Source organism: Pseudomonas sp. LB3P14 (assembly GCF_054898045.1).
Genome location: NZ_CM142714.1, coordinates 3,051,210 through 3,065,552 on the forward strand (window position 1 = coordinate 3,051,210; position 14,343 = coordinate 3,065,552).

The following is a 14,343-nucleotide window of genomic DNA, read 5'->3' on the forward strand; positions in this document are numbered from 1 at the left end:
TCTGCCCATTGTCGAGCAGGCGCGTAACGCGCTAAGGTTCTGCTCCCCGACGCGCTTAATTTGCTGTGCTCCGCCGCGCGGGTTCGCTGGCGGCCGGCACCCGTGACCTGACGAGTAAACGATGGCTGATTTACCGATCAACGACCTAAACGTCGCCTCCAACGAGACGCTGATCACTCCCGATCAGCTCAAGCGTGATATCCCACTGAGCGACGCTGCCCTGCGCACCGTCACCAAGGGACGCGAAGTCATTCGCAACATTCTTGATGGCACCGACCACCGCCTCTTTGTTGTCATCGGGCCTTGCTCGATCCACGACATCAAGGCTGCCCATGAATACGCCGAACGCTTGAAGGTGCTTGCGGCCGAAGTGTCCGATACCCTGTATCTGGTCATGCGCGTGTATTTCGAGAAGCCACGCACCACCGTCGGCTGGAAAGGTTTGATCAACGATCCGTACCTGGACGACTCCTTCAAGATTCAGGACGGTCTGCACATCGGCCGCCAGTTGCTGCTGGACCTGGCCGAGATGGGCCTGCCGACCGCGACCGAAGCCCTCGACCCGATCTCCCCGCAGTACTTGCAGGACCTGATCAGCTGGTCGGCCATCGGTGCGCGCACCACAGAATCCCAGACTCACCGTGAAATGGCTTCCGGCCTGTCCTCGGCAGTCGGCTTCAAGAACGGCACCGACGGCGGCCTGACCGTAGCGATCAACGCGCTGCAATCGGTTTCCAGCCCGCACCGTTTCCTGGGCATCAACCAGGAAGGTGGCGTGTCGATCGTTACCACCAAGGGCAATGCCTACGGCCACGTGGTATTGCGCGGTGGCAACGGCAAGCCGAACTACGATTCGGTCAGCGTCGCACTGTGCGAGCAAGCGCTGAACAAGGCGAAGATCAAGCCGAACATCATGGTCGATTGCAGCCACGCCAACTCCAACAAGGACCCGGCCCTGCAACCGCTGGTGATGGAGAACGTCGCCAACCAGATCCTCGAAGGCAATCAGTCGATCATCGGCCTGATGGTCGAAAGTCATCTGAACTGGGGTTGCCAGGCGATTCCGAAAGACCTCGCCGACCTGCAATACGGCGTGTCGATCACCGATGCCTGCATCGACTGGACCGCCACCGAAACCACCTTGCGCAGCATGCATGCCAAGCTCAAGGATGTGCTGCCAAAACGTGATCGCACCTGATCACTTTTCGCCACACAAAAAAACGCCGGGCTTAACCCGGCGTTTTTTTATGCGTTCGTTTTACTGGCTCAGCTTGGCCGCATGCCGCTGGTGACGTTCCATGTAGCGCTCCACGTAGGAGCACGACGGAATGACGGTGTAGCCCATTTCCTCAGCGTACTCCAGTGCCTTCTCGGTCAAGGCTGCCGCAATGCCGCGACCACGCAATGCGTTGGGCACGAAGGTGCGATAGATATCCAGGGTCTGTTTCCCCAAATCCATATAGGTCAGGTAGGCACGATGACCGTCCACATTGGTCTCGAACTGATGACCAGCCTGGTCATGGTGGATGGACAACGCCTCGCTCATCACTACTCCTCGCGGGTCTGGAATTCTGACCCCTACCTTACCGATGTTTTTCCGGCGAAGAAACATCTACGCCACCTCGTGCCTGAATGGACACCGAGAAGAGCCGCACCAATCTCGCGCAACCGAGCACGTATCAAATAGTAGGCACCTTTGGCAGAAATGCTCAAGGTACGCTCGTCATCACGCGGGTTGGCGGGTGCTGCTCAGGGTTACGCAGAGACGGCTCGACCAAGATATCTGAAGGTCGATAGCCTGAACATTGCCGGATGTTGAGACTTAAGACGAGCGCCCTTTGTTAAAGTCACCTGAACATGGAGAAAGATATGAGAGGCGCCACGCAAAATCCGAACAAAAGTGTAGACGAATCCATCTAGACAGACTTTAGCCAAGACTCGGAAAAGAGCTGTGAGCGCGCGGAACTTTTCTTCGGCGGCTCGCTCAGCTCGGGCCTCCCAGCTGGATATTTTTTAAACAATGCAGTTAAAAGTTGCTCGAAAAAGAATCAACGCCTACAATTTTTTTTGCTTCTTGCTTTACGTCAGTTTACTTACGACAAGTAATGGGTAGTATGTACGCCGGCTATTTCCTCACTCTGAGGAGACAGCTACTTAATAGAAAGTCCTTGAAGGGGAACACGATGAACAACGTTCTGAAATTCTCTGCTCTGGCTCTGGCCGCAGTTCTGGCTACCGGTTGCAGCAGCGTATCGAAAGAAACCGAAGCACGTCTGACAGCTACTGAAGACGCAGCTGCTCGCTCCCAGGCTCGTGCAGACGAAGCTTACCGTAAAGCTGATGAAGCTCTGGCTGCTGCTCAAAAAGCACAACAGACTGCTGACGAAGCTAACGAGCGTGCTCTGCGCATGCTGGACAAAGCTAGCCGCAAGTAATAATCCTTCGGGATTGTTATCAAGCCGACCCATTTTTTGGGTCGGCTTTTTTATTGCCCGGCGTTTTGTCCAGGCCATAAAAAACCCGCCGGCGCAGTCAGCGTCGGCGGGTTCTGTTCAAGCATTACTGCAACGGATCGATCGGCGCACTCGTCACCATCGGCGCCGAGGAATTCGGCACTCCGATTTCCACCGGCAGGCCATCTTCAGCGGCAACCACGTCGCGCACCACATCCCAGTTCATGCGCAGGTTGTTGGTGATGTCCTCACGCTTGAGCATCGCGTTGATCACCGCGGTGTGCTTGTCGACCACCGATGGGTTGCCGTTGTCGTCCAGCGGCGTGTGCGCTTCCAGATAAACCTTGCCACCACTGACGCCGAATTTGTACGGATCGCTGAGGATGCGAACCGACGTGCCTACCGGCACCATGCCCGCCATTTCCAGCACGTTGTTGTTGAACATGCGGAAGCAACCGTGGCTGGTGCGCATGCCGATGCCGAACTTCTTGTTCGAACCGTGGATCAGGTAGCCCGGAGTGCCCAGCGTGAATTTGAACGGCCCCAACGGGTTGTCTGGACCGGCCGGCACCACGTTCGGCAGCGGATCGCCGTCAGCGGCGTGCTCGGCCTTGATCGACGCTGGAGGGGTCCAGGTCGGGTTTGGCGTCTTGGCGATGATGCTGGTATGGGCAATCGGCGAGCCCCAGCCTTCACGGCCGATACCCAGCGGGAAGGTGTACACCACGTTCCGGCCTTTCGGGAAGTAATAGAGGCGGTACTCGGCCAGGTTGATGACGATGCCTTCACGTGGGCCTGGCGGCAGGATGAAACGCGTCGGCAGCACCACTTCAGTGCCAGCGCCCGGCAACCATGGATCGACGCCAGGGTTGGCCGCGACCATTTCCGAATAGCCCAGATCGTAGGTGGTGCCAAGGTCGGCGAAGGTGTCTTCGTACTTGGCCTTGATCACCTGGACCTGACCGACGATGTCTTCACCGGGTGGTGGCAGGGGCAGCTCCAATGCTGCTACGGGACCCGCCACACAGAGGGCGGCGAGAGACAGGTAGCGGGTGACGGCAGGAAAGCGCGGCAACATCCGTAAAATCCTTCGCATGATCGACAAGGGTATAAAAACGGGATTGTACACCGGCGTCTGGAAAATCGGGGAGTTGACCGATAGCAAGCAATGTATCGGGTTCTAAAGCTCGAAACGCAGCTCTGGCCAGATCGGCGATGTGCCGCGTTTTTGCGATTCCAGAATGGCCCGGCACAGCGAGCACAGGCGCTGGTCCTGGAACACTCGGCGGTCGACGCTCGACCAGCGCGGTTGTGCTGGCAGCAGGCTGCCGCACAAGGTCCGGTCCGCCGAGCCGCCCAGCTCCAGCTGACGGGTCACCAGATGTACCCGCACTTCCTGGCAGGCGAACAGATCCAGCTGTTCGTCAGGCTCGATCAGTTGGTAGGCAAAAAGGGACCAGGCAGGACGTGGCATCGGGGGCTCCAAATCGGGGGGCGCCACCTTAGCCGAAACACCGCCACTAGAAAAGCGTCAAAGCAGCGGTTTCAGTGTCGGCCAGACATTTTCCAGCAACTTGTCCTGAGCCCCGACAGTCGGGTGCAAGCCGTCGGCTTGCATCAAGTCCGGATGACCGCCCACGCCGTCGAGAAAAAACGGCACCAGCGGGATCTTTTTTTCCTCGGCCAAGGTGCTGTAGACCTTCGCGAAGGCCTCGGTATAACGAACGCCGTAGTTGGGTGGCAATTGCATGCCGAGCAGCAGCACCTTGGCGCCACTGGCGCGGGAGCTGTCGATCATTGCTGCAAGGTTTTGTTGCAATTGCGTTGGCAGCAGTCCGCGCAGGCCATCGTTGCCGCCCAACTCGAGGATTACCAACTCAGGCTTATGCTCTGCAAGCAGCGCGGGCAGGCGCGCCTGGCCTCCGGCACTGGTGTCGCCGCTGATGGATGCGTTGACCACCTTATCGTTGAAACCTTCGCGCTTGAGCCGTTGCTCGAGCAGCGAGACCCATCCCAACCGGGTATCCAGCCCGAAACCCGCGCTGATACTATCGCCAACGATCAGGACAGTACCCGCCGCTGCGTTCTGGGCCATGCACATCAAGGCCAGGCCAGCACTCAAAAACCACACACGCATCGGATTCTCCATGGGCGCAAGCATTCTCACCGCGAAGAAACTCAGCAAAGTGGTTCCCAGCGCGGAAGGTGAACTGACTATCCTGCACGAACTCAGCCTGGAACTGAACAAGGGCGACAGCCTGGCCATTGTCGGCGCCTCCGGTTCCGGCAAATCCACCCTCCTCGGTTTGCTCGCCGGCCTCGACCTGCCGAGCAGCGGCGACGTCATCCTCGCAGGGCAAGCCCTGAGCAATCTCGACGAAGACCAGCGCGCGCGCATCCGGGCCGAGCATGTCGGTTTTGTGTTCCAGTCCTTTCAGCTGCTTGACAGTCTCAACGCCCTGGAAAACGTCATGCTGCCGCTGGAACTCGACGGCCGCAAAGACGCCCGTGAACGCGCCACCGAGCTGCTGCAACGGGTCGGCCTGGGCCAGCGGCTGACCTATTCGCCACGCCAACTTTCGGGTGGCGAACAGCAGCGCGTGGCGATTGCCCGTGCGTTTGCCGCCGAACCCGATGTGCTGTTTGCCGACGAACCCACCGGTAACCTCGACAGCCACACCGGCGAACGCATCAGCGATCTGCTGTTCGAACTCAACCAGGAACGCGGCACCACCCTGGTGCTGGTGACCCACGACGAACGCCTGGCACATCGCTGCCGGCGTCTGATCCGCCTTGAAGCCGGCCTGCTGGTCGCCCCTCTGGAGCCTTGATGGCACGCCTGCCGCTGTTGCGCCTGTTCAGTCTTGCCAGCCGCCAATTGCTGCGCGACGCCCGCGCCGGCGAGTTGCGCGTGTTGTTTTTCGCCTTGCTGGTCGCCGTCGCCGCGAGTACTGCCATCGGCTACTTCGGTGCCCGCCTGAACGGCGCCATGATGCTGCGTGCCACCGAGTTTCTCGGTGCCGACCTGCTGCTGGAAGGCAGCTCGCCGGCACGGCCCGAACAGATCAAAAGCGGCACGGAGCTGGGCCTCGAACACGCTCAAGTGGTGGAGTTCTCCAGCGTCATCGCCACTGACAACGGCATTCAGCTGTCCAGCATCAAAGCCGCCGATGAGGTCTACCCACTGCGCGGTGAACTGAAAAGTGCCCCAGCACCCTTCGCCCCGGAAACGCCCGGCGGTGGACCGAAACCCGGTGAAGCCTGGGTCGAAGCGCGACTGCTGACCGCGCTGGATTTGAAGATCGGCGACAGCATCGATGTCGGCATGCGAACCCTGAAGCTGGCGCGAGTGCTGACCTACGAACCCGACCGCGCCGGTAACTTCTACAGCCTCACGCCGCGAGTGCTGATCAACCTCAGCGACCTCGCGGCGACGGGTGTGGTGCAACCCGGCAGCCGGGTCAGTTACCGCGAACTCTGGCGCGGTAAAGCCGAGTCGCTGGAAACCTATCGTCAATTGATCAAACCCGGCCTCGCCGCCAACCAACGTTTACAGGATGCCCGCGATGGCAACCGACAGATTGGCGGCGCCTTGGGCAAGGCCGAGCGTTACTTGAACATGGCCAGTCTGGTGGCGGTTCTGCTATCCGGTGTGGCAGTGGCGCTGTCGGCGACGCGCTTCGCCACCCGCCGATTCGATGCCAGTGCATTGCTGCGTTGTCTGGGGCTGTCCCGGCGGGAAACCATGGTGCTGTTCAGTTTGCAGCTGACGGTGCTCGGACTGCTCGCCAGTATCAGCGGCGCCCTCATCGGTTGGTTCGCGCAGCTGGGTCTGTTCGCGCTGCTGCATGATTTATTGCCGACCGACGTTCCACCGGGCGGTCTCTTTCCAGCCATCGCCGGGATCGGCACCGGGTTGGTAGCGCTGGCCGGTTTTGCCTTGCCGCCACTGGCTGCACTGGGTCGCGTTCCGCCATTGCGGGTATTACGTCGGGACATGCTGCCGATTCCTTCCAGCACCTGGATCGTTTACGGCGCGGCATTGGGCGCCCTCGGGCTGATCATGTGGCGTCTGAGCCTGGACCTGGTGTTGACCTTCGCCCTGCTCGGTGGCGGTGTGATCGCGGCGTTGGTACTTGGCGGTTTGCTGTTGCTGCTTTTGAAGAGTCTGCGCCGAATGCTGGCGCGCGCCTCTTTGCCATGGCGCCTCGGACTGGGCCAATTGCTGCGTCATCCACTAGCGGCAGCGGGACAATCCCTGGCGTTCGGTTTGATTCTGCTGTCCATGGCGCTGATCGCATTGCTGCGCGGCGAGTTGCTCGACACCTGGCAGAATCAGTTGCCGAAAAACGCGCCTAACTATTTCGCGTTGAACATCTTGCCGGCGGACAAACAGGCGTTCACCGATCGCCTGTTCGAACTGTCGGCGCAATCCGCGCCGCTGTACCCGGTAGTCCCTGGACGGCTGATCAGCATCAACGGCGAGCCGGTGCAAGAAATCGTCAGCAAGGATTCGGCTGGTGATCGAGCGATCCAGCGCGACCTGAGCCTGACCTGGGCGGCGGATTTGCCGGCGGGCAACAAACTCACCGCGGGCAACTGGTGGGCGGAACAGGCACCGGACGATATTCCCGGCGTATCGGTGGAAGGCAAAGTCGCCGAAAGCTTGAAGCTCAAGCTCGGCGATCACATGGTTTTTACTGTGGGCGGCGTTAACCGCGAAGCGAAAGTCACCAGCCTGCGAGAGATCAACTGGGACAACTTCCAACCCAACTTCTTCATGATCTTCCAGCCCGGCACGCTGAAGGATCTGCCGGCAACCTACCTGACCAGTTTTTATCTGGCGGCGGGTCATGATCAGCAGATCGTGGATCTGTCGCGGGCCTTCCCGGCGGTGACCATTCTGCAAGTCGAAGCCTTGCTCGAACAGCTGCGCAGCATCCTCGCCCAAGTCACCCTGGCGGTGGAATACGTGCTGTTGTTCGTGTTGGCGGCGGGGATGGCGGTGTTGTTTTCAGGCTTGCAGGCGACGCTCGATGAACGTATTCGGCAAGGCGCATTGTTGCGAGCGCTGGGGGCCGAGCGGCAATTGTTGGTCAAGGCCCGGCGGATCGAGTTCGGTTTGCTTGGGGCGGTTAGCGGGTTGTTGGCGGCGCTGGGTTCGGAACTGGTGAGCCTGGTGCTTTACCGCTACGCCTTTGACCTGCCGTGGCATCCACATCCGTGGCTGTTGGTGTTGCCGTTGATTGGCGCGGTGCTGATCGGGGGTGCCGGCGTGTTCGGCACACGTCGCGCTCTGAACGCCAGCCCACTGACAGTGTTGCGCGAGGGTTGATAGACTCAAGGCCTTTCCATCACAAGAAGTTGCCATGAGCCGTTATCGCCCTCCCCGCACCGCTGGCACCGCGCTGATCACCCCCGAAGGTGAAGCGCGGATGCGGGCCGAGTTTCATGAGCTCTGGCATGTTCGGCGGCCGCAGGTCACGCAGTCGGTCAGCGAGGCCGCGGCACAGGGCGATCGCTCGGAAAACGCCGAATACACCTACGGCAAAAAGATGCTGCGCGAGATCGACAGCCGCGTACGCTTTCTCACTAAACGGCTGGAAGCGCTCAAGGTCGTCAGTGAGAAGCCCAGCGATCCGAACAAGGTTTACTTCGGTGCCTGGGTCACGATCGAAGACGAGGACGGCAAAGAGTCGCGCTATCGCATCGTCGGGCCGGATGAACTGGACCTGAAACTAGGCCTGATCAGTATCGACTCACCGCTGGCTCGCGCCCTGATCGGCAAGGCGCTGGACGCCGAAGTCCGGGTCCAGACACCGACCGGCGAGCAGTGCGTGTATATCGTGTCGATCGACTATCTTTGAGCCGCAGCGTTCTAAACCTCAACGGCGGGTAATCAGCCCCTGCCGGGCAACGCGAGTCAGTTGTTTGATCACTTCGGGGGCGTCCTCGAGGCTGGGCGATTGAATCACCGCCAGATCGAAACTGTCGCTGGCAAATCGAACCAGCGATTCACCGTCTTCGACAAACTGGATCAGGAAGGCGGCAGGCCCACCGGTGCGACGTGGCCAGCCATCGAGATAACGCAAGAGTGTCGGCTGATGTTTGCCACCAAGCAGGATTTTTGGATTGCGCTGGGTGAGATGTGCCGTGATCGGCGCGGGGCGTACAACAGGGCTTAATGCATTCATCGTGTCGTGTCTCTGCCTCAAAAGTCTGCATGGCAGGTGAGAGGCAACACCGAACCAGCGCTTTAGCGGTATTTCGAAGCCTGTAACAAGCTTCTATCGGCAACTGAATGAGTCACCTGGCGCCCCGCAAGTAGCTGTTTAAATCGGCGCATGGGCAGCATCCTAGAGAAGCTGACCGGACAGTGTCAAGAATTCCCAGCAACAAAAAAGGCCCGCAATGCGAGCCTTTTCGTTGAGCCAGAGCGGTTAGCCGGCGATGGCGCGGTCAGCCGAGAGCTTGCCGGCGCCTTCGATCAGCACCGCGATGGTGCCGCCGAGCAGGGCCAGGGCGAATTCATAACCGTTGTTGACCATGAACAGACCGTTAGGGAGGTGCACCGAGAAGATCGCCACCAGCGAGAGGATGGTCAGGCCGAGGGCTGCCGGACGAGTCAACAAGCCGATAATCAAGGCCAGACCGGCGAAGAACTCGGTACCGCCCGCCAGTGTCGCCATCAGGTAACCCGGCGCCAAACCGATGCTTTCCATGTACTGCGCGGTGCCGGCCAGACCGTAACCACCGAACGCCCCGAACAGTTTCTGCGAGCCGTGGGCAGCGAAGATGATGCCGACGAAGATCCGCAGAACGGTCAGGCCGTAGCCAGCGCGGGTAAACAGTACCTTGTTGATCAGTGTGCTCATGCTGTGTCATCCGTTGTCAGTGTGTGTTGGTTGGCCGCTATATTAATCAGTAAATCTCATGTTAAAAGCGCAATAAATGCACCATAACAATCAGTTTATTAGATTATTTACGTGAGGCAACTTTCTGTCCCTCGGGCTCCAACGACTCCCGCTCCCGATCGAACGCCAGGTAATACTTGTTCACGCTATTAACATAGCTGACAGCCCCCATTCCCACCTGCTCCATGGCGATGCGTTCGACCTGGAAGAACCACTGATTGGGATTTAAACCGCGCCGACGAGCCTCGGCGCGCATGCCCTGCACCCGCTCCGGCCCCATGTTGTAGGCCGCCAGCACGAACGCCATGCGCTCGCGCTCGTTGAGTTTGGGGCTGGCAAAGAACTTGCGGCGGATCATCGCCAGGTACTTGGCCCCGGCCTGCACATTGGCGTCGAGATTCTGAATGTTGTTGACCCCCACCCGCTGGGCTGCGGACGGCGTGATCTGCATCAGGCCGGTAGGGCCGCTGCCACTGCGGGCATCGGGTTGCAGGGCCGATTCCTTGAACGCCAGTGCCGCCAGGTTCAGCCAGTCCATGCCTTGGGCTTCGGCGTGTTTCTGCAGCACCGGTCGAAGTTTTTCGAGGCGCTGCCGATCAGCCTTGGCCAATGGATAGTGGACTTGATACAGGCGTCGATAGATCCGCAGAAACGCGGCATCCTGATCCGATGGCTTTTTGTAACCGGGCAGGAAGCGATCAATGCTCGCCCGCAACATTGAGGCGTCGCGGCGCACGAACCAGAACTCTTCGCCCGGTTCACTGATGAGCACCTGCCGATCGAAACGCAATTTGGGCAGGATCTTGCCCCATCGCTCGGCAATGGGTTGCTCGACGATAGTCAGGTGAAAGATGCCGCCCTGGACCATCTCCAGCACGTCCTCGACCGCCAGACTGGGATCGACCCACTCGATTTTCACCGGTGGCAGCTTGTGCAGCGCGAGCTTTTGATTGATCTGACTGACCGCGTCCCCGGCGGCACTGCCGGTGGGCAACGCCAGGGTTTTGCCAGAGAGTTGTTCGAGACGGGTGTAACGTCGCTCGCCTTTGATCCCTACCAGGACCAACGGGATGTTGCTGGCAATCGGTTCACTGGTGCTGACGGCGTGCCCCGGTTGCAGGTCGAGCAGCTCCCCCGGTGCAACCAGATCACCCTCGCCGCGCTGCAAAGCGCCAATCAGTTGATCCTTGGCTTTAGGAATGATCTTGAGGGTAATTTCCTGACCGTCACGGGCGTGACCGTTGAGGTATTGCTCGAAGGCGCGCAAACGGTGGTATTCAACACCGATGGCCTGGCCCTGAACTTCGCCGGAGCTGTTACGGCTCTGGTTGACCAACACCCGCAGCACACGACTGCTGCGGATTTCCGCCAAGTCGCGCACTTTGGTCGAAGGCACGGCTTGCAGCGGCCCGGCCAGACGCGCAACCGCCGGCATTGGCAGCAGCAACGAACAACACAGCAGTAGCAAAAGCGAGGGACGTATCATCCACTCTCCAGAAAGAATACTGGGCCGACCTCAAGAATTTTCATGAAATCGAACGACAGAAACAGAGCGCCTTGAGCGCTGGCAAAGTGCGAAAGACTGGCACAGTGATGGCACTCTAGCCATCCCGACCTGTCTCGCGGCATCAAGAGACAGCTACAACTCATTGTAGTTCTTGGCTTTTCTTATAAATCTACAGCTCTGATATGCTTTCCGGCCTTTGGTCCGAGGTAGCACCATGCAACTCATCGATATCGGCGTCAACCTGACCAACCCCAGTTTCGCCGACAAACACCAGGCTGTACTCGACCGCGCCTACGCTGCCGGGGTCTGCCAACTGGTGCTCACCGGCATCAGTGTCGAGGGCAGCGAGCAGGCGCTGGAACTGTGCCGGCAACTGGACGAAACGGCTCAACGGCTGTTCGCCACCGCCGGCATTCACCCTCACTGTGCCAGCGACTGGAACGCCGACAGCGCCCAGCGTCTGCGCAGTTTGCTCAAGGAGCCGAACGTCGTGGCGGTGGGTGAATGCGGGCTGGATTTCAATCGTGATTTCTCGCCGCGCCCGCAGCAGGAAAAAGTTCTCGAAGAGCATCTGGCGATGGCGGTCGAGCTGCAATTGCCGGTGTTCCTCCACGAGCGCGACGCCAGTCAGCGTTTGCTGGAAATCCTGCGTGATTACCGTGATCAATTGCCGGCCGCCGTGGTGCATTGTTTCACCGGCGAAAGGAAGGCGCTGTTTAGCTACCTTGATCTGGATTTACACATCGGCATCACCGGCTGGATCTGCGACGAGCGCCGGGGCACGCACCTGCATCCGCTGGTGAAAGAGATCAAACGGGGACGGTTAATGCTGGAGAGCGATGCGCCGTATCTGTTGCCGCGCAGCTTGCGCCCCAAGCCGAAGAATGGTCGCAACGAACCGGCGTATCTGACCGAAGTGTTGCGTGAAGTGGCGTTGCATCGTGGGGAGAGCGAGGAAGATCTGGCCGCTCACAGCACGGCGTGTGCGCGAGCATTCTACGGGTTGCCTTCTGTTGATTGATGCAGCCTCAACGCTATCGCGAGCCTGATCCAGGCCCGCGATACAAGCGCCGCGGTCTTAGTGACTGCTGCGCATCATCTCTTTAGGCACGTACTTGCCGATCTCGAACTTGCCGATCGCTGCGCGGTGCACTTCGTCCGGGCCGTCGGCCAGGCGCAGGGTGCGTTGCATCGCATACATGTAGGCGAGCGGGAAATCGTTGGACACCCCTGCCCCGCCATGGATCTGGATCGCCCGGTCGATCACCCGCAAGGCCACGTTCGGTGCGACAACCTTGATCTGAGCGATTTCGCTCTTCGCAATCTTGTTGCCAACGGTGTCCATCATGTACGCCGCTTTCAACGTCAGCAGGCGCGCCATGTCGATTTCCATCCGCGAGTCGGCGATTTTGTCGATGTTGCCGCCCAGACGTGCCAAAGGTTTACCGAACGCAGTACGGGTTACCGCCCGTTTGCACATCAGTTCCAATGCACGTTCGGCCATGCCGATTGAACGCATGCAGTGGTGAATCCGGCCCGGGCCAAGGCGACCCTGAGCGATTTCGAAGCCGCGGCCTTCGCCCAACAGGACGTTTTCGTACGGCACACGGACGTTTTCGAACAGCACTTCGGCGTGGCCGTGAGGTGCGTCGTCGTAACCGAACACCGGCAGTGGACGAACGATCTTCACGCCCGGAGCATCCACCGGTACCAGAATCATCGAGTGCTGCGCATGGCGCGGCGCGTCAGGATCGCTCAGGCCCATGAAGATCAGAATCTTGCAGCGTGGATCACAGGCGCCCGAGGTCCACCATTTTTTGCCGTTGATCACCCATTCGTCGCCATCACGCACGGCGCGGGCGGCCATGTTGGTGGCGTCGGACGAGGCCACGTCCGGTTCAGTCATGGCGAACGCCGAGCGGATCTCACCGCGCAACAACGGTTCGAGCCAGCGTTGCTTCTGTTCTTCGTTGGCGTAGCGCACCAGCACTTCCATGTTGCCCGTGTCTGGCGCGGAGCAGTTGAACGGCTCGGGGCCCAGCAGCGAGCGGCCCATGATTTCGGCCAATGGCGCGTATTCGAGGTTGGTCAGGCCGGCGCCGAGTTCGGACTCAGGGAGAAACAAATTCCACAGGCCTTCAGCCTTGGCCTTGAGTTTGAGCTCCTCCATGATTGCGGTCGGCTGCCAGCGATCGCCCTCGGCGACCTGGCGCTCGAACACCGCTTCGGCGGGATAAACGTAGGTGTCCATGAACGCGGTCACGCGCTCACGCAGTTCTTGCACCTTGGGCGAATAAGCGAAATCCATGGGCAGCTCTACCTTTTAACGGAGGGTTTTGATGAGTTGTTCAGGTCATGCAATCGATGCTAGAACAGCTACGAAAATTTACCTAGCCTATTCTCGGCGTGTATTAACATTCATCACCGATATATGATCGGCTGATCGAGAGCCAACAATAAGAGTGCAGCGCAATGAATCTGAGCAAGGTCGACCTCAACCTTTTCATCGTCTTTGACGCGATCTACACCGAAGCCAACCTGACACGCGCCGGGCAAATTGTCGGCATTACTCAACCGGCGGTCTCGAACGCTCTGGCCCGTCTGCGCGAGACCTTCAATGACCCGTTGTTCGTACGCACTGCTCAGGGCATGGTCCCGACGCCGATGGCCCAGAACATTATCGGGCCGGTGCGTAACGCCCTCTCCTTGCTGCGGGTGTCGGTGCAGGAAAGCCGTATTTTCAACCCGTTGCAGGCGGTCAAGACCTATCGCATCAGCATGACCGACCTCACCGAAGCAGTGATCCTGCCGCCTCTGTTCCAGCGCCTGCGGCGCCTCGCGCCGACGGTGATCATCGAAAGCTTTCTGTCCAAGCGCCGCGAAACCACCAAGGAACTGGCGGCCGGGCGTCTCGATTTCGCCGTCGATGCGCCGCTCAACACTGACCCGCAAGTGCGCCACGTCAAGTTGATGGAAGACCGATACGTGTGCGCCATGCGCAAAGGCCATCCGCTGGCGGGCAAAGAGAAGTTCACCCTCGATGATTACCTGTCGCTGACCCACATTCACATTTCCAGCCGTCGTAGTGGTCTGGGCCATGTCGACCTGGCCTTGGGCAAAATGGGCATTCAGCGCAAGATCGCCCTGCGTTCCCAGCACTACCTGATGGCGTCCCAAGTGCTGCAGCAGACCGACATGGTCATGACCGTGCCGGAACGCTTCGCCCGTCGCCATGACCTGTACTCGGTGAACCTGCCGGTCAACGATGTGCCGCCCGTGGAAACCCACCTTTACTGGCACGAAAGCACTGATCAGGACCCGGCCAACCGCTGGATGCGCGAGCAGATGATCGAGTTGTGCCAGCAGGTGACGGCACATGAGAAGAAACTCGACAAAGTGTAGGACTTTGGACCGAGGCGCCCCCATCGCGAGCAGGCTCGCTCCCACAATAGATCTACGGTGAACACAC

15 protein-coding genes are annotated in these 14,343 nt (G+C 59.6%); 7 read left to right on the forward strand and 8 right to left on the reverse strand.

The annotated features are described in order from the left end of the window. The first annotated feature begins 121 nt into the window (after positions 1-121). Entirely contained in the window at positions 122-1,198 is a 1,077-nt protein-coding gene (locus ACYZT5_RS14195; RefSeq protein ID WP_462051649.1) for a 3-deoxy-7-phosphoheptulonate synthase, read from the forward strand. 60 nt (positions 1,199-1,258) lie between these two features. Here the strand turns inward: ACYZT5_RS14195 and ACYZT5_RS14200 are convergent, their stop codons facing one another. Further along, positions 1,259-1,546, reverse strand: a complete 288-nt coding sequence (locus tag ACYZT5_RS14200; protein WP_008057026.1) for a GNAT family N-acetyltransferase — start codon at positions 1,544-1,546, stop codon at positions 1,259-1,261. Between the two features lie 637 nt (positions 1,547-2,183). On the opposite strand from ACYZT5_RS14200, the gene oprI reads away from it, so the two are divergent. Further along, positions 2,184-2,435: an outer membrane lipoprotei OprI gene (gene oprI / locus ACYZT5_RS14205; RefSeq protein ID WP_002553018.1), complete on the forward strand. Its 252-nt coding sequence runs from the start codon at positions 2,184-2,186 to the stop codon at positions 2,433-2,435. A gap of 124 nt (positions 2,436-2,559) precedes the next feature. Here the strand turns inward: oprI and ACYZT5_RS14210 are convergent, their stop codons facing one another. From ACYZT5_RS14210 to ACYZT5_RS14220, 3 genes are all read right to left on the reverse strand, one after another. Further along, on the reverse strand, positions 2,560-3,531 hold the full coding sequence (locus tag ACYZT5_RS14210) for a L,D-transpeptidase family protein (protein WP_462051650.1): 972 nt from the start codon (positions 3,529-3,531) through the stop codon (positions 2,560-2,562). A 102-nt stretch (positions 3,532-3,633) separates the two neighbouring features. Continuing rightward, positions 3,634-3,927: a hypothetical protein gene (locus ACYZT5_RS14215; protein WP_003226812.1), complete on the reverse strand. Its 294-nt coding sequence runs from the start codon at positions 3,925-3,927 to the stop codon at positions 3,634-3,636. 57 nt (positions 3,928-3,984) lie between these two features. Continuing rightward, the gene (locus ACYZT5_RS14220; protein ID WP_462051651.1) at positions 3,985-4,590 is read right to left on the reverse strand and encodes an arylesterase; all 606 of its coding nucleotides are present in this window, start codon (positions 4,588-4,590) and stop codon (positions 3,985-3,987) included. Between the two features lie 10 nt (positions 4,591-4,600). Here ACYZT5_RS14220 and ACYZT5_RS14225 point away from each other — a divergent pair, with 10 nt between their 5' ends. From ACYZT5_RS14225 to greB, 3 genes are read left to right on the forward strand one after another with little or no spacing between them, the layout of a single operon-like run. Next, a complete protein-coding gene (locus ACYZT5_RS14225) occupies positions 4,601-5,284 on the forward strand; it encodes an ABC transporter ATP-binding protein (RefSeq protein ID WP_462051652.1) in 684 nt (227 codons plus the stop codon). After that, positions 5,284-7,788, forward strand: a complete 2,505-nt coding sequence (locus ACYZT5_RS14230) for an ABC transporter permease (RefSeq protein WP_462051653.1) — start codon at positions 5,284-5,286, stop codon at positions 7,786-7,788. The genes ACYZT5_RS14225 and ACYZT5_RS14230 overlap by 1 nt, the downstream gene beginning before the upstream one ends. A 34-nt stretch (positions 7,789-7,822) precedes the next feature. Continuing rightward, the gene (gene greB, locus ACYZT5_RS14235) at positions 7,823-8,320 is read left to right on the forward strand and encodes a transcription elongation factor GreB (protein ID WP_462051654.1); all 498 of its coding nucleotides are present in this window, start codon (positions 7,823-7,825) and stop codon (positions 8,318-8,320) included. Positions 8,321-8,338: 18 nt separating this feature from the next. On the opposite strand, the gene ACYZT5_RS14240 is transcribed toward greB, so the two are convergent. The 3 genes from ACYZT5_RS14240 to ACYZT5_RS14250 form a co-directional block, all read right to left on the reverse strand. Next, a complete protein-coding gene (locus ACYZT5_RS14240) occupies positions 8,339-8,647 on the reverse strand; it encodes a class I SAM-dependent methyltransferase (protein ID WP_462051655.1) in 309 nt (102 codons plus the stop codon). 246 nt (positions 8,648-8,893) lie between these two features. Continuing rightward, positions 8,894-9,328, reverse strand: coding sequence for a DoxX family protein (locus ACYZT5_RS14245; protein ID WP_462051656.1), 435 nt, complete (start codon positions 9,326-9,328; stop codon positions 8,894-8,896). Positions 9,329-9,431: 103 nt separating this feature from the next. Further along, positions 9,432-10,853: an MltF family protein gene (locus ACYZT5_RS14250; protein WP_462051657.1), complete on the reverse strand. Its 1,422-nt coding sequence runs from the start codon at positions 10,851-10,853 to the stop codon at positions 9,432-9,434. 235 nt (positions 10,854-11,088) lie between these two features. Here ACYZT5_RS14250 and ACYZT5_RS14255 point away from each other — a divergent pair, with 235 nt between their 5' ends. Further along, positions 11,089-11,895: a TatD family hydrolase gene (locus tag ACYZT5_RS14255; protein WP_462051658.1), complete on the forward strand. Its 807-nt coding sequence runs from the start codon at positions 11,089-11,091 to the stop codon at positions 11,893-11,895. 57 nt (positions 11,896-11,952) lie between these two features. Here the strand turns inward: ACYZT5_RS14255 and ACYZT5_RS14260 are convergent, their stop codons facing one another. After that, entirely contained in the window at positions 11,953-13,182 is a 1,230-nt protein-coding gene (locus ACYZT5_RS14260) for an acyl-CoA dehydrogenase (RefSeq protein ID WP_033057213.1), read from the reverse strand. 164 nt (positions 13,183-13,346) lie between these two features. Here ACYZT5_RS14260 and ACYZT5_RS14265 point away from each other — a divergent pair, with 164 nt between their 5' ends. Next, the gene (locus ACYZT5_RS14265; RefSeq protein WP_008148497.1) at positions 13,347-14,276 is read left to right on the forward strand and encodes a LysR family transcriptional regulator; all 930 of its coding nucleotides are present in this window, start codon (positions 13,347-13,349) and stop codon (positions 14,274-14,276) included. Positions 14,277-14,343 lie beyond the last annotated feature (67 nt).